Source organism: Pseudoalteromonas sp. AOP31-A2-14 (genome assembly GCF_052378035.1).
Taxonomy (GTDB): domain Bacteria; phylum Pseudomonadota; class Gammaproteobacteria; order Enterobacterales; family Alteromonadaceae; genus Pseudoalteromonas.
Map to the genome: position 1 here is coordinate 499,268 of NZ_JBQSXI010000002.1, position 13,039 is coordinate 512,306.

Here is a 13,039-nt window from a genome sequence, read left to right on the forward strand (position 1 = left end):
ACTGCCTGCCTCATTGATATCTTCCTTGTTATAGTCATCGTTAGCCTATAAGTTCTGAGCAAGGGTAAATGCCTCACCTATAGCACGCTGTAAATTTAGCTTTTCTGCATTCAACGCGCCACCAATATAACTCACAGGTATTGATAATTCAGTAATTTGCTGATGATAATCTGGCATTACTGACTGTTGGCCACTACAAATAACAATATGATTTACATCTAGCAGCTTAGGTCTATCTCGCACCTTTATATGTAAACCTTGCTCGTCTATTTTTTGATAGTTGACAGCAGACAACATTTTCACCGCTTGATGTTTTAAATGTTCGCGGTGTATCCAACCTGTAGTTTTACCCAAATCAGCGCCGTGTTTACGCAGCTTGCGTTGTAACAAATAGACTTCGTTTGTAACAGCTTTCACAGCTTTAGCTTTCACCCCACCAGGGACTGACGCGCTTAAGTCGATTCCCCACTGGTCTGTAAAAGTATCATTCACACTGTTTCTTTTTTGTTGCTGATTTTGTTGTGCTTTGTCATTCGTTATAAATGTTGCAACATCAAAACCAATACCACCAGCGCCAATTATGGCAACTGTACCATCAATTGATACGTCACCATTTAATACTTGTTGATAACCAACTACATTCGTCCGTTCAACACCATTTATATCAGGGGTTATGCCTTTCACGCCTGTGGCAATAATGCAGTGATCAAATTGAGTTAACGCAGCTATATTTGTATTTGTTTGCAGCTTTATACATACATCAAGACTTACCAACCGGCTATTAAAATAACGCAGTGTTTCTTTAAACTCTTCCTTACCCGGTACATTTGCAGCTAACAACAACTGCCCGCCTAATTGACCACTCTTTTCAAACAAAGTAACTAAGTGGCCTCGCTCAGCGGCATAAATTGCACATGCCATACCTGCTGCGCCACCGCCAACTATCGCGATGTTTTTTACACTGTTTGCGCTAAGCCTTGGCATTAATGTTTCATTGCAAGCCCGCGGATTAACGATACACGAGGCCGGTAGATTTACAAAAATATTGTCTAAGCAGGCTTGGTTACAAGCGATACACGTATTTATTTGCTCGCTGCTATTTGATAGTGCTTTAGCAGCAAATTGACTATCAGCTAAAAATGGCCGAGCCATAGAAATAAAGTCAGCATGCTCATCTTTTAATAGCTGCTCAGCAACCTCAGGTGTATTTATGCGATTACTCGTTATAACAGGCACCGAAACTGCCGCTTTTAAGCGTTGACTTAATGATGAAAACAAGGCTCTTGGCACACTGGTAGCAATTGTAGGAATACGCGACTCATGCCAGCCAATACCTGAATTAAGCATATCCACGCCCGCTTTTTCAAGGCCATGTGCCAATTGAAGTACTTCATCAAAGGTACTGCCATCAGCGACTAAATCGAGTAACGATAATCTAAATATTAAAATAAAATCAACGCCAAGAGCCAGACGTACCTGCTTCACAATTTCTATTGCAAAACGGATACGGTTTTCATAGCATCCCCCCCACTCATCAGCGCGTTTATTGGTGGCTTTGACTATAAACTGGTTTATTAAATAACCTTCTGACCCCATAATTTCAACACCATCGTACCCTGCTTGCTTAGCAAGGCGGGCACACTTAACAAAATCAGTAATTTGTTTTTCAATTTGCTCTGCGGTTAACTCTTTTGGTGTATAAGGGCTGATTGGCGCTTGTATAGCAGAGGGGGCGACTTGATCACGATGAAAACCATAACGCCCTGCATGCAATATTTGCATGCAAATTTTAGCGCCGTGTTTTTTTACTTCACCAGTAATAAGTTTATGTTGTTCTACACCACGCTGAGAATCAAGAACACTTCGGTTAGGTGCCAAAATACCTTCTGCGTTTGGCGATATTCCGCCGGTAATAATCAACCCCACTTGACCTTTTGCGCGCTCGCCATAAAATGCGGCTAAACGCTCAAAACCTTGGGGTAACTCTTCTAAGTTTGTATGCATAGAACCCATCACCACACGGTTTTTAAGTGTAGTAGAGCCTAGATTAAAAGAGGTAAACAACCGACTAAATGACATACAAGCAACAAAACAGTGAACAAAACCGCGCTAGAGTAGCAAGCTTTAATTATGACTGCAAAGCTTACCGTGCGTTTTTAGCGGGGCTTTTGCATGATATGCGCATTTAGCTTTTCTTATGAACAAAGTTAAACAATTTGTGCTTGTTGTCTAACCGGCACGGTACTATGATTAGTGAAATATTTGATAACAAAATGTTTTAATTAAAAATATTCGCTACTTTTAAAATTATACAAGGAATGATTATGTACTCACTCAAACCATTAATTCTAGGCATCAGCCTAATGGCTCTTTCAAGTTCTGCATTTGCACTTACTACACCTGAACAACGTGATTACGACCGACTTGCATCGGGCAACATCAGTGAAATAAAAAAAGCGGCTCAATCTATTGTGGCAAATAACACATCAAACTCAGAAGTATTAGATCTTGTTGCTGAGTATGTTGTTCAAAATTACCAAAATGCACCTGATTATAAGCTAGACACGATTGCTTGGGCATGTCGTGCATTAGGAGAAACTGGCAGCGCTCGCTATCGCGAGTTATTATCAACAATTGTAGAAAGTGATGCCCATAAAAAAATTCGTAAGTATGCTAAAAAATCATTAAAACAACTTCCTTCAACACAACAAGCCCAATACGTCCCTGGAGCAATTGATTTAGTAAGCCTAAAAGGCACTAATTCATCTAATGCACCAGCACTTAGCGGTAACGATAAAGACTTATATGATATTGCGAGTGGCAACTTAATTGAAATCAAATTAATTGCGCAAAAAACAACATCAAGTGGAATCCCAACTCAGCAAATTGGCGATACACTTGCCGAATATTTTGCGCAAAATTACAAAACCAAAGAACAGCATAAATATGACACCTTGGCTTGGATTTGTAAGGGGCTAGCAACAGATAAAAACGGCCGTTATAAAACATTAATTGAAGATGCCGAAGAAAATAGCCCCATTCGTGCAGTGCGTAAACATTGCCCAGATGAAATAGACGGTAAGGGTCCTTATTACCAGTCAGGTAATGTTGATCTAGCAAAAGTTAAAAAACAGTTTTTATAAAACTATAAAAATTCATAGCGCCGTTATATTTATCAGGTATAAACTTATCAACGGCGTTTTTTATTATTCACTTTTATTTTAATATCCATACTATCAACCAACTCAAACACACTATCTTCTGGCGCTGGTTGACCAAACATTAAGTTAGGGTTATTTGAAAAGCCAACGGGCTCTTTAGGTACTGTATTAGCAGCTAAATCTAATGCTCCATTACCATTTAAGTCTTGAAAAAAACGTACACAATAAGTTCCTTGAGATAGATTGCTCACACTCTGACGTACCACATTTTCTGTTATATCAACTTGCTTAACTGTCAGTACTGGTAATTGTTCCCACTTCAGCTGAGCATTTGCACAATCAAGTACCTGAAAGTGTAAAACGCCTTCAACCTGTTTAAATTTAGCAAACGATATATTTAGCGTTTCAGTAGCCCCCGCAGCGCTTAGACAGCTGTGAAATAACAGTACTGCTGTAAGTATCACTCTTTTTTTCATAATCTACTCCTTCGTTAATGGTTTGAGTGCTGAAATAGAGGTATAATAGCGGACTTTTAGGAAGTTAGAAAAGGTAAAGGATGCGCAAAGTCCTGGTTATTCATTATTCACAAACGGGTCAACTCACTAAAATTGCAAATTCAATTGTTGCGCCGCTGCAAGCGCAGGGTGATATTACGGTTGATTATCTAAATTTAAAACCGAGTGAACCATACCCATTTCCGTGGCCGTTTTTAACCTTTTTCCATATTTTCCCCGAATGCGTAAAAATGACGCCGCAACCAATGGATCTTGTAAAAACAACCCATGACGATTACGACTTAATCATCTTAACTTATCAAGTTTGGTTTTTATCTCCTTCATTACCCATATCTTCGTTCATGCAATCTGAACAAGCAACTAAGCTACTCAATAATAAACCTGTTATTACTGTCATAGGTTGTCGTGGTATGTGGCTAAGCGCGCAAGAAAAAATGAAACGATTGCTGAAAAACGTTAATGCTAAATTGATTGATAATGTGGTACTCAGTGATGAATGTGGTACCGGTTTCAGCTTTTTAGCGACTCCGCTTTGGATGTTTTCTGGTAAAAAGAAACCCGTCTCATGGGTGCCTGCAGCGGGTGTCGCAGATCATGAAATAAAAGCAGCCAGTCGCTTTGGTATTGCAATAAAAAAAGCACTCATGGATTTACAGCCGTCACAAACCTTACAGCAATCTGTATTGAAGGGACTAGGGGCTGTGAAGATAAATGAAAAGTTTATTGCAAGCGAACGGGTTGGCCAACATAGCTTTAGGATTTGGAGTAAAATCCTCACCACACTTGGCCCAATACATTCTACACGCCGTAGTTGTGGGCTATTGCTCTATGTGCTATTTTTGCTGACCTTAATTATTACCGTGGTACCTATTACTGCGATAATAAAAAAATTGATTGCCCCCTTAACTAAAAAAAGAATAGCTAAGCAAAAAGCTTATTTTGCTGAGCCATCTGGAGAGTAGTTTTACGTTATGGAAAATGCTGTATACATAAACAACTTACATGCTGTGCTACCTAACAACCCTGTAAGTAATAAAGAAATGGAAGTCGTACTAGGTGAAGTTGGTGGGCAACGCTCTCGAGCAAAGCCTGTCATATTGCGTAGTAACCAAATTAAGAACCGTTACTACGCAATTGATCCACAGACTGGCGAGTATAATTACACGAACGCTTCATTAGCTGCTGATGCTGTGCGTGGCTTATTTACTGCAAATAGCACGCAGCTAAGTCAATTAGACTGTTTGGTGGCAAGCACATCTATGGCTGATCAAATTATGCCTAATCACGGTGTAATGGTTCATGGCGAACTTAAAAACCCCAGCCTTGAAGTAATATCAACCGCAGGTATTTGCTTATGCGGTATGACCGCGCTTAAGTACGCTTACTTAAATGTTAAAGCAGGCGAAAGTCAGCACAGCGCGGTGGTTGCCAGTGAGCTTGCGTCAAACGTTATGCATTCACGCAACTTTAGTGCTGAAAGCGAACACAAAGTAGAAATGCTAAACCAAAAACCCGAGATTGCTTTTGAGAAAGACTTCCTACGTTGGATGCTTTCAGATGGTGCTGGCGCTGCGTTATTAAGTAATAAAGCCAATGAAACGGGCCTGTCTTTAAGCATTGATTGGATAGACATTACTTCCTATGCTGATCAACTAGAAGCCTGTATGTATGCTGGCGCTGAAAAAATTGATGGCGAGCTAAAAAGTTGGACACGCTATGACTCACAAACGCGCGAACAACAATCAATCTTATCAGTAAAGCAAGACGTAAAGCTGCTTAACGAGAATATTGTTAAATACACAGTTGAAGATGCTCTGAGTAAAATAATAAAAAAACGTGACATTACCCCCAGCGATTATGATTTCTTTTTACCTCATTATTCGTCTGGGTATTTTCGGGAACGGTTATTTGAAGGTTTAAGTAACATCGACTTTGAAATACCATTTGAGAGATGGTTTACCAACTTAACTGAAAAAGGCAATACCGGCTCCGCTTCTATCTTCATTATGCTTGATGAGTTATTTAAATCGGGGAAATTAACCGATGGCCAAAAATTACTGTGTTACGTACCCGAAAGCGGACGATTTTCAAGTGCCTTTATGCAGTTATCTGTCGTTGGCAAATAGCCTGAGTACGCTATGAAAAAACAAGAAGTACCGCAAGATAATAGTAAAAGTTACCAAGGCCAAAACAAGCTTGTGTATGCCGTTGATGACAGCGGCCATTACCAAGGCGTAAAGTCATCAGGATGGGATGTCGAAAGTTTTGCAACCCAGTTAGCTGTTGACGATTTAAACCAACAAGCCAACGAGGCGCTTGAACAAGCACTACTTGGTGAAGTATCACCATTGGCCTACCATATGTTAGCTCGGCGTTTTGATATTCCCACACTTGCTGGTGCCAGTGGCTTTTTTCAGTGGCAAGTCAAACGCCATTTACGTCCAGCGATCTTTAATAGATTATCCGATAAAAAAATTAACCGATATTGCGACGCACTCAAAATGAGTCGTGACGCACTTTTTTCATTGCCTTCAAAATAACGAACCTTTCATGCCAGACATTATTTTAGCCATAAACCATCAACAATCTTCACATTGTGAAACTGGTGTAATAGCCACTTTATTACAAAGTAAAGGTATCCCGATGAGTGAGCCGATGGCATTCGGCCTTGCCTCAGCCCTTACTTTTGCTTATTTACCGTTTGTAAAAATAAATGGAATGCCATTAATCGCTTACCGTATGCCACCAAAAACCATTATTAAAAAGGTCTGCAAAAAGCTCAATATTGAACTGCAAAGCCGTAAATTTTCAAATCCAGATGCCGGTATGCGCGCGCTTGATGACGAACTTGCCAAAGGTAATTTGGTTGGCTTGCAAAGCTCTGTGTATTGGTTACCGTATTTTCCTGAAGATATGCGTTTTCATTTTAATGCCCATAACCTCATTGTTTACGGTAAAACGGCACAAGGGGATTACTTAATTAGCGATCCAGTATTTGAACACCCTGTTACTTGTCCGTACGATGATTTAAAAAATGCTCGTTTTGCAAAAGGCGCCTTAGCAGCAAAAGGCTTAATGTACGTTATTCGCTCAGTACCACCACAAACAAACTTAGCGCAAGTAATTAAGCCTGCGATTAAAAAAACAGCTAAAATGATGAATGGTTTAGTATTGCCTTATTTTGGTTTAAAAGGCATCCGCCATATGGCAAAGCAAATACGCCAACTTGATAAAAAATCACCTAAGTATGCACGCCTTTACTTAGCCCATATTGTCCGCATGCAAGAAGAAATAGGCACGGGTGGTGCTGGGTTTAGGTTTATGTATGCCAGTTTTTTAGAGCAAGCAAGCGAGGAAACTAACACACCGGCTTTGAAAGAGTGTGCGCAGCATACAACGCAAGTAGGTGATTTATGGCGTGAGTTTGCTATGCAAGCCGTTAAATACTGTAAAAAGCGAAGCGATGTCACCCTTGACGATATAGCTACCAAGCTTGAAGAGGTTGCAGAGCAAGAAGCCAAACTTAGTAAGTTATTACAAGCGGCTATCGTTTAACAATTTGGATCTGCCAAACAAAAAAGTCACCCACCGGTGACTTTATCAGTATAAGATTATCTGCTAGATATTATCAGCTAGCTGATAAGTTCATAGTCATTATTTAGCACACTCGCTGTGCCACCTACTATGTCTGTTAACGACAGCTCATTAATTAATTCTAAGCCTTTCGCTTGTTGCTCGTCGCTAAGCGGTACATAAGGGAGCCTAAATACCGATTTAACAGCGCCGGTCATTATTAACGCGGTATTAATTGCTATCGGGTTAGGCTCGCAAAATAACCAGTTCATTAATGGCTGTAATGACGCGTTTAGCTGATCATTTTGGGTGTCCATTAATTGACGATATAACCCAGGAATTAAGTTAGAAGTGACCGAGATAACGCCATGCGCATTGTATTTATGACGTGCATCATGCGCTTCGTCGTCATTGCCTGACCAGCAAGCAATACCCTGCTGCTCATAATGTTTGATACGTTCATTATCACCGCACTCTTTAACGCCAATGAAATTTTCGTGCTCTGCTAGCGGCTCAATAATATCAGGGGTTAAATCTTGCCCTGTACGCCCTGCTACATTGTAGATAAATGCTGGGCCAATTGCTAATAGGCGCTTAAAGTGCTCTTTCACGCCAGCAATAGATGTACGTCCATAATAAGGGTTGATTTGCAACGCTGCATCCATACCACTGGCAAAACCATACTCGGTAGCTTTAATCGCTTCACGCGTGTTGTTACTACCAGTATTGCCAACAATCACTAATTTATCTGAATATTTATTAACACTGTGCGCTATCAGCATTAGGTGTTCTTCCCAGCTCATTAACTGGCCTTCGCCTGTGGTTCCGCCCACGACAATACCGTCAACACCACTGGCTATTTGCTGCTCGACTAAAAAGTCATAGGTTGCAAGGTCAATTTCACCCGTTGATAAGTAAGGGGTTTTAATTGCGGTAATAAGACTTGCTTGTTTAATTTGTTCTAGGCTGCGCATAAAAAAATTATTCTTTAAAAAACATGCGTTATTTGTACCACAAACGTTGATATTTTGGGAGTATTGACACGCAATAAATAAAAAACTTGAGAAAAAAGTATACTTAGTCCAAAATAAACAACTGTATAAATTAACAGTGCTTTATGTGAGTTGAGTCATTATGCGTTTATCTAAATTTTTAGCTACCTACTTTTACACCGCAGAAGAGCTTTGCCATGCATTAGCTATAGATGAGGAAACGCTTTTACACTGGCAACAAAGTAGTTTATTTCCAAAACCCAGTTATTGTATTCAAAGTCAGCTTGAGTGCAGCTCTTACTCAGGCATATATCAGTGTGAAGAGTATGATGATTATTACCCACGAGGCAGCGTTAATTGGGGGCAGCACCTACTTAAGCATAAAGTTGACTCTTCAAGCCAAGCATTTAACTATTTTGCTCAGCACTATAGCTCTCAGCTTACGAAGCTAACACAACAAGGCTTTGCCATAAGTGAAGATCTATTTGGCAGTGAGATTGAGGAGCACTTACAACAAGTGTGGCAACAATTTTTGTGTAGCAAGTATGGCGTATTGACCCAAAATGGCTTAATAGAAGAGATAGTCCAACTTGATATAGCCAAACTTCTCATTGACGACATCACAGAACTAAGAACCAAAATCGGGCTCGACCAAGAAGAGCGTCAAGCACTACATAAAGCATTAAAACTGATTAACCGCGCACTAAGCCATGGCACCGGCCACGAAGGAAAGAACACCCTACGGCATCGCTATATTGACGACGTAGTCAGTAAATATGATTTATCCGTAAAGTGATTTTAATCAACATCTAGTTGTATATAAATGTACTAGTTCAGACTTGATCTGACAGTTCCCCATTTTTTAATCGGTGACTGTCTGTCTAGATTTGAGATAAATTTTTCAATGCTTTGTAAATGTAACGGTGAGGGGAAACTTCGCCTTTTAGAAATCAAATGGTAATCCCCCCGAAAAATAATTGCTTAATTAACACTCCAATTTAGGCTTTAATAAAACGTGGCTTATCTGTCGTTGCAATCTATGGGGGGTGTGCTAAAAGCGCGCTACACGGAATATTACTGACAGTGATTTTACGCTTATTGCTCGACTAAAAAGGCACTTTTTAAAGTTCAACTTAAAAATTGATAAATAAGAGGAGTTTAAATTGTGGTAATAAGACTTACTTGTTTAACTTATTCTAGGCTGCGTATAAAAATAATTATTTAAAAACATGCGCTATTTGTGCCACAAACGTTGATATTGCATGCCTTATTGTTGACTATATAACTGAACTTATAACCAAAACTCATTTGAGCCAAGATAAGCGCACCACCTTGCCCCAAGCAATGGAACTACTTAACAGCGCTAAGCTATGGCGCAGACCATGAAAAAACAGACATTGCGTGCCCGCTGTATTAATGCGGCTTTACTAAAGTATGACTTATCGATTAAGTAGTACCAATTAAGAAGAGACATAGGAATAAGAAGCAGCGATACCTATATAAAAATGAGGCTAGATTAGCCTCATTTTCTAAATAAAGATTTAAAAATCATTCAACAATATCGCTTTGTATAATCTAAAGCTATTGTGCTGACCTTAAAAGATTTATCTCTTTGTTGTTGTCTTTACTATAAGCATAGAGACTGTATATTTTCCAAGTGTGATCTTTGTAAGCTTCTAAGTAGATGTCAGCGTCACCCTTTGGGCCGCTAATTGAGTACTGCAGCGCGATATCACCTTGTGAGCCTGATGTTTGAATATCACCAGTAACGAAGAAATCGACTTCAATTGGCTGACCTACAAGCTCAATAACCTGTTCATTTTTAGATACAATAGCCACCGATTGATCAAACGCCTCTCCTTTGAGCGCGCTACCAACAATACTAAAAACCCCAACAAAAAGTAAAGGCATGATAACAACAAATAGAATTAATCCTGTATTACGCCACATTTTTTGGATTCTTTGAAAATGTTCGACACTTTGCCATTTGTTATTTCGCCACGCCCATTCATTTCCTTTAAAACCAAGTATAAAAAACATCACTAAATTTACAAAGGGTATAAGTATAAGTAACGCGATATATGTGTTGTTACCCACTCCCCAAATCCAATTTAATAAACATGCTCCCCAGTTCCACCCTTTAATTTGCGGTGGTATTGTTGAATTTTTACCTTCACCTGAAATATAGTGTTGTTCTTCCATATAAAAAAGACCTAAAAGACTTTGTATTCTAATATGGGCCAATAGTAGCGAATAAAGAATTGTCCGTAAACTGTATAAAGAAGCCACTTAACTTACGATACGATTCTTCACTTAATAGCTGTAGCTAAAAAAATAATTACGTTATTTTACTTAATGCACTTTTAAATTTAATTGCTGATCTATTTTTAGCGCTTAATCAATTAGATAGCTTAGAGCGTATTGACTTTTTAAGGTTAAAACCTGTTCAATCTCAAAAAATAAGCACACCCAAGTTTCATTCTTTTGTATTTAAGACAATAATAATATCTAAAGGCCCCTGCCTTGAACAAAAATTTCTTTAATGGTGGGACTGCAGAGTTTTTCCTTGCTCAGAAATGTAATTTTTTTGCTGCATAGTAAGTACCGTCCAATGTCAGCTTAATAGTTAACAATTGCTATAATATCAATGCGTTATTAGGAGCAACACTAACGACTAAATATATGCTTATAAACCCTATAAAACCCAAATAAGTATTCACCCGTGACGTTAGACATATTGAACGGCTACTTTACCAAAATGCCCTTTACTCACTTTTGTCTAGTACATTTATAACGGTTGGTGAGTCACTATCTTTGACTATAACTCGCTGTAATGACCAACCAAAAAACTCGTTCCTCACAATAACTTGTACCTGCACACTACCTTTAAAGCCAGAGGCATAATAAAAAAATGCCCTTTCACCAGGCGTATCAGTATGTTGATAGTCATCAAGAATATGAGTTAATGCAACTTCAAGCCTTGGCCCTGTGATTTTAATTACATTTGGATTCTTTCCAAGAACATTATAAGATTGCTTAAAAGCATCCATCTTGTACATATTAGAAATATAGTTGTATGACAATGTCGTAATAAGCGGTAGAGCGACAATTATTAATAATGCAAAACTTGCGTTACGCCATTTTTTTTGCACCTTTTTAAAATGCTCAACATCTCTCCATATATTATTTTTCCATGCCCATTCATTACCTTTAGCGCCCAGCATAAAGAACATCACCACGTTAACAATAGGAACAAACATAAGTAATGCAATAAACGTATTGTTACCTAACCCCCAAATCCAATTTAATAAACAGGCCCCCCAATTCCACCCTTTAATTTGCGGTGGAACAACTGAGTTCTTTCCTTTGCCTGAAGTATAGTTTGGTTCTTCCATGTAAATGCCTTTTAAGATTTTATTGCAAATATCACAACATAATGAGTCAGTAACTAATACAATAAATATAACGTTTTAATGATTAACAAAGCCCTACTTGCGGCTTAATTGTTAACCGTACGAAGTTATTCATAGACATCCCCCTCTTGACTCTTAGATAAAAGATATCAACAAACCAACGTATATAAAGTTGATGTACTAATGCTTTGCATTGCCTGAAAGAGGTTTAATAATGTAATCAAAAGCCAACGTGGTAAAAGTCAGCTGCTTTTTGTATATCAATATTATATAACTGTACCCAACCCACTTATTATCCGAATGCAGAATTTAAATAAAAACTAAATTTACACCTCATCACTCTAGCTTAACGCAAATTATGCTTATTAAGCGTCGACCAATATAAAATAGAAATAAAAAATCGCAGAATCATGTTTTCTAGGCTGCTATTGTAATATATACAAAAAAGCGCAAGATCAACTTGCGCTTCGAGTCTATAAGGGTTGCATCATGCAGGGGCTATTCATCCCACTGCGGTGCAAAGTCAGGCGTTGCTTGTCTATCGCCACAATCAAGGCCATTAATGCGATCGATATCATCAGCATCGAGTTTTACTGAATCATCAAAGTTATCTTCTAGGTTTTTACGCTTTGTGGATGATGGAATTGTGGTCATGCCGTTAGCATTAATCCAAGCCAGCGTCACTTGCGCAGCTGAAGCATTATGCTTTTTGGCTATATCGAGTATCACCTCATCGTTTAATACTTTTCCAACTACAAATGGCATATAAGCTGTGACATGAATATCATGCTGCTGGCAAAAAGCACGTAGCTTGGTATTAGTTAAATATGGGTGAACTTCAATTTGGTTTGTGAATATTTCTCGGCTATCAAGTGTTTGCATCGCCTCAGTTAAGTTAGCAATAGTAAAGTTTGATACACCAATATGTTTGGTTAAGCCGAGCTCTTTGGCCTTTTTCAACTGGGTTAGGTATTCACTCATTGGCTCACCGTTTGCTGGAGAAGGCCAGTGGATCAATAGTAAATCAACCTGTTCAACTTGCAGCTTATCAAGACTTTCTTTAACACTATCAATAAAGCTTGATTCATTTAATTTATCATTCCACACTTTGGTGGTGATAAAAAGCTCGCTACGGGGAACATTACTGTCTTTAATTGCTTGACCAACTTGCTTTTCATTACCGTAAATTTGCGCAGTATCGATATGTCGAAAACCAACATCTAAAGCCATACTCACGGAATTATAAGCTGATTTACCTTCTAAGCGAAACGTACCTATACCCAAATCTGGCATTTCAATAACATGTTGTGGCATAACTTCTCCTTAATTAAGGTGTGTATCTATTGTCTGTGGTCAAATCTTTGAGATTCAAGTCAGCACAAATA

General features: G+C 38.7%; 12 protein-coding genes. 6 read left to right on the forward strand and 6 right to left on the reverse strand.

The genetic code is table 11. The features are described from left to right. Positions 1–45: 45 nt before the first annotated feature. Positions 46–2,079 carry an oxidoreductase gene (locus tag ACT3S9_RS18115; protein ID WP_441834557.1) on the reverse strand — a complete coding sequence of 678 codons (2,034 nt, stop codon included), beginning with the start codon at positions 2,077–2,079 and terminating at the stop codon, positions 46–48. Positions 2,080–2,324: 245 nt separating this feature from the next. Here ACT3S9_RS18115 and ACT3S9_RS18120 point away from each other — a divergent pair, with 245 nt between their 5' ends. Beyond that, positions 2,325–3,143, forward strand: a complete 819-nt coding sequence (locus ACT3S9_RS18120) for a hypothetical protein (protein WP_441834556.1) — start codon at positions 2,325–2,327, stop codon at positions 3,141–3,143. A gap of 47 nt (positions 3,144–3,190) precedes the next feature. Here ACT3S9_RS18120 and ACT3S9_RS18125 read toward each other — a convergent pair whose 3' ends face one another. Beyond that, positions 3,191–3,637: a DUF2141 domain-containing protein gene (locus tag ACT3S9_RS18125; RefSeq protein ID WP_441834555.1), complete on the reverse strand. Its 447-nt coding sequence runs from the start codon at positions 3,635–3,637 to the stop codon at positions 3,191–3,193. Positions 3,638–3,717: 80 nt separating this feature from the next. Here ACT3S9_RS18125 and ACT3S9_RS18130 point away from each other — a divergent pair, with 80 nt between their 5' ends. The 4 genes from ACT3S9_RS18130 to ACT3S9_RS18145 are packed head-to-tail and all read left to right on the forward strand — an operon-like array spanning position 3,718 to position 7,231. Beyond that, entirely contained in the window at positions 3,718–4,638 is a 921-nt protein-coding gene (locus ACT3S9_RS18130; protein ID WP_441834554.1) for a dialkylrecorsinol condensing enzyme, read from the forward strand. 9 nt (positions 4,639–4,647) lie between these two features. Then, positions 4,648–5,802 carry a beta-ketoacyl-ACP synthase III gene (locus tag ACT3S9_RS18135; protein WP_441834553.1) on the forward strand — a complete coding sequence of 385 codons (1,155 nt, stop codon included), beginning with the start codon at positions 4,648–4,650 and terminating at the stop codon, positions 5,800–5,802. 12 nt (positions 5,803–5,814) lie between these two features. Next, positions 5,815–6,216: a hypothetical protein gene (locus tag ACT3S9_RS18140; RefSeq protein WP_441834552.1), complete on the forward strand. Its 402-nt coding sequence runs from the start codon at positions 5,815–5,817 to the stop codon at positions 6,214–6,216. Positions 6,217–6,226: 10 nt separating this feature from the next. Continuing rightward, positions 6,227–7,231 carry a BtrH N-terminal domain-containing protein gene (locus tag ACT3S9_RS18145; RefSeq protein ID WP_441834551.1) on the forward strand — a complete coding sequence of 335 codons (1,005 nt, stop codon included), beginning with the start codon at positions 6,227–6,229 and terminating at the stop codon, positions 7,229–7,231. Between the two features lie 77 nt (positions 7,232–7,308). On the opposite strand, the gene dapA is transcribed toward ACT3S9_RS18145, so the two are convergent. Further along, positions 7,309–8,223, reverse strand: coding sequence for a 4-hydroxy-tetrahydrodipicolinate synthase (gene dapA / locus ACT3S9_RS18150; protein ID WP_441992733.1), 915 nt, complete (start codon positions 8,221–8,223; stop codon positions 7,309–7,311). A 160-nt stretch (positions 8,224–8,383) separates the two neighbouring features. Here dapA and ACT3S9_RS18155 point away from each other — a divergent pair, with 160 nt between their 5' ends. Beyond that, positions 8,384–9,037 (forward strand): DUF6058 family natural product biosynthesis protein, encoded by a 654-nt coding sequence (locus ACT3S9_RS18155; RefSeq protein ID WP_441992734.1) that lies wholly within the window; start codon positions 8,384–8,386, stop codon positions 9,035–9,037. Between the two features lie 785 nt (positions 9,038–9,822). Here the strand turns inward: ACT3S9_RS18155 and ACT3S9_RS18160 are convergent. The 3 genes from ACT3S9_RS18160 to dkgB form a co-directional block, all read right to left on the reverse strand. Further along, the gene (locus ACT3S9_RS18160) at positions 9,823–10,443 is read right to left on the reverse strand and encodes a cytochrome c oxidase assembly factor Coa1 family protein (protein ID WP_441836665.1); all 621 of its coding nucleotides are present in this window, start codon (positions 10,441–10,443) and stop codon (positions 9,823–9,825) included. A 563-nt stretch (positions 10,444–11,006) separates the two neighbouring features. After that, positions 11,007–11,636 carry a cytochrome c oxidase assembly factor Coa1 family protein gene (locus ACT3S9_RS18165; protein WP_441836664.1) on the reverse strand — a complete coding sequence of 210 codons (630 nt, stop codon included), beginning with the start codon at positions 11,634–11,636 and terminating at the stop codon, positions 11,007–11,009. Between the two features lie 516 nt (positions 11,637–12,152). Then, complete coding sequence (gene dkgB / locus ACT3S9_RS18170; protein ID WP_441835245.1) at positions 12,153–12,968, reverse strand: 2,5-didehydrogluconate reductase DkgB; 816 nt, start codon at positions 12,966–12,968, stop codon at positions 12,153–12,155. Positions 12,969–13,039 lie beyond the last annotated feature (71 nt).

Coding starts and splice junctions, on each gene's coding strand:
- dapA (WP_441992733.1), bottom strand. CDS start 8,223: ATGCGCAGCCTAGAACAAATTAAACAAGCAAGTCTTATTACCGCAATT.
- ACT3S9_RS18145 (WP_441834551.1), top strand. CDS start 6,227: ATGCCAGACATTATTTTAGCCATAAACCATCAACAATCTTCACATTGT.
- ACT3S9_RS18130 (WP_441834554.1), top strand. CDS start 3,718: ATGCGCAAAGTCCTGGTTATTCATTATTCACAAACGGGTCAACTCACT.
- ACT3S9_RS18165 (WP_441836664.1), bottom strand. CDS start 11,636: ATGGAAGAACCAAACTATACTTCAGGCAAAGGAAAGAACTCAGTTGTT.
- ACT3S9_RS18125 (WP_441834555.1), bottom strand. CDS start 3,637: ATGAAAAAAAGAGTGATACTTACAGCAGTACTGTTATTTCACAGCTGT.
- ACT3S9_RS18155 (WP_441992734.1), top strand. CDS start 8,384: ATGCGTTTATCTAAATTTTTAGCTACCTACTTTTACACCGCAGAAGAG.
- ACT3S9_RS18140 (WP_441834552.1), top strand. CDS start 5,815: ATGAAAAAACAAGAAGTACCGCAAGATAATAGTAAAAGTTACCAAGGC.
- ACT3S9_RS18160 (WP_441836665.1), bottom strand. CDS start 10,443: ATGGAAGAACAACACTATATTTCAGGTGAAGGTAAAAATTCAACAATA.
- ACT3S9_RS18120 (WP_441834556.1), top strand. CDS start 2,325: ATGTACTCACTCAAACCATTAATTCTAGGCATCAGCCTAATGGCTCTT.
- dkgB (WP_441835245.1), bottom strand. CDS start 12,968: ATGCCACAACATGTTATTGAAATGCCAGATTTGGGTATAGGTACGTTT.
- ACT3S9_RS18135 (WP_441834553.1), top strand. CDS start 4,648: ATGGAAAATGCTGTATACATAAACAACTTACATGCTGTGCTACCTAAC.
- ACT3S9_RS18115 (WP_441834557.1), bottom strand. CDS start 2,079: ATGTCATTTAGTCGGTTGTTTACCTCTTTTAATCTAGGCTCTACTACA.